This is a genomic window from Pseudomonas sp. P5_A2_2, assembly GCF_054177685.1.
Genome location: NZ_JBGCUL010001171.1, coordinates 1 through 1,268 on the forward strand (window position 1 = coordinate 1; position 1,268 = coordinate 1,268).

At 63.3% G+C, this 1,268-nt stretch carries 1 protein-coding gene and 1 pseudogene; both read right to left on the reverse strand.

Annotation, left to right across the window (positions count from 1 at the left end; all coding sequences use genetic code 11):
* Nucleotides 1–44: 44 nt before the first annotated feature.
* On the reverse strand, nucleotides 45–1,034 hold the full coding sequence (pdxA, locus tag ACXRVY_RS29820; protein WP_223456952.1) for a 4-hydroxythreonine-4-phosphate dehydrogenase PdxA: 990 nt from the start codon (nucleotides 1,032–1,034) through the stop codon (nucleotides 45–47).
* Nucleotides 1,031–1,268 (reverse strand): annotated as a pseudogene (locus ACXRVY_RS29825) (molecular chaperone SurA); the annotation flags it as partial. The gene pdxA and the pseudogene ACXRVY_RS29825, both read right to left, overlap by 4 nt.

The window sequence follows — 1,268 nt, forward strand, 5'->3', positions numbered from 1 at the left end:
GTTCTGGCCAAAGCGTTTGCGCGCCTTGTGTTGGTATTGCTCGGTCATAAACGGGTCTCGGCCATCTGGTAGGCGGTTTCCAGGGCGACTTGCAGGCTGCCGGTGTCGATCTTGCCGCTGCCGGCCAGGTCCAGGGCAGTGCCGTGGTCGACCGAGGTGCGGATGATCGGCAAGCCGAGGGTCACGTTGACTGCGGCGCCGAAGCCTTTGTACTTCAGCACCGGCAGGCCCTGGTCGTGGTACATCGCCAGCACCGCATCGCAGTGCTCCAGATATTTTGGGGTAAACAGAGTGTCGGCGGGCAGGGGGCCTCGAAGGTCCATGCCCTCGCCGCGCAAGCGCTCTAATGTGGGTTCGATGATATCGATTTCTTCATGGCCCAGGTGTCCGCCTTCGCCGGCATGCGGGTTGAGCCCACAGACCAGGATGCGTGGCCGGGCGATGCCGAACTTGTTTTGCAGGTCGGCGTGCAGGATTCGCGTGACGCGTTCCAGGCGCTCAGGCGTGATCGCATCGGCAATCTCGCGAAGGGGCAGGTGAGTGGTCACCAGGGCCACGCGCAAGCCACGTGTGGCCAGCATCATCACCACTTGCGCGGTGTGGGTCAGGTCGGCGAGGAATTCCGTGTGCCCGGAAAAGGCGATGCCGGATTCGTTGATCACGCCTTTGTGCACAGGCGCGGTGATCATGCCGGCAAAATCCCCGCTCAGGCAGCCTTGGCCGGCCCGGGTCAGGGTTTCCAGAACGAAGGCAGCGTTGGCCTTGTCCAGTTGCCCGGCAACGACCTTGGCATTGAGCGGTGTATCCCAGACATACAGGCTGTTGGCGGGAGCGGGTGCATCCGGCCAGTTGTCCGGTGTGACCGGCAGCAAGTCGACAGCCACGCCCAGTTGCGCGGCCCGCTCAATGAGCAGGTCGCGGCTGGTAATGGCAATCAGGGGGTGGGGCTGGGCTTGCGAGGCGAGCAGCAGGCACAGGTCGGGACCTATGCCGGCTGGTTCGCCGGGTGTCAGCGCGAAACGTTGGAGTTTCACTGCGCTGCCTGGTCGGCGCCAGGGAGTTTGATTTCCACGTACGCTTCGTCACGGATCTGACGCAGCCAGGTTTGCAGCTCTTCGTCGTATTTGCGGTTACGCAAAACGGTCATTGCTTGCTGCTCGCGAGCCTGCGTGGTGCTGTCGGTGGCGCGACGGCCAAGGACTTCCAGGACGTGCCAGCCGTATTGAGTCTGGAACGGCCTGGACAGTTGACCCTGCGGGGTCTTGGCC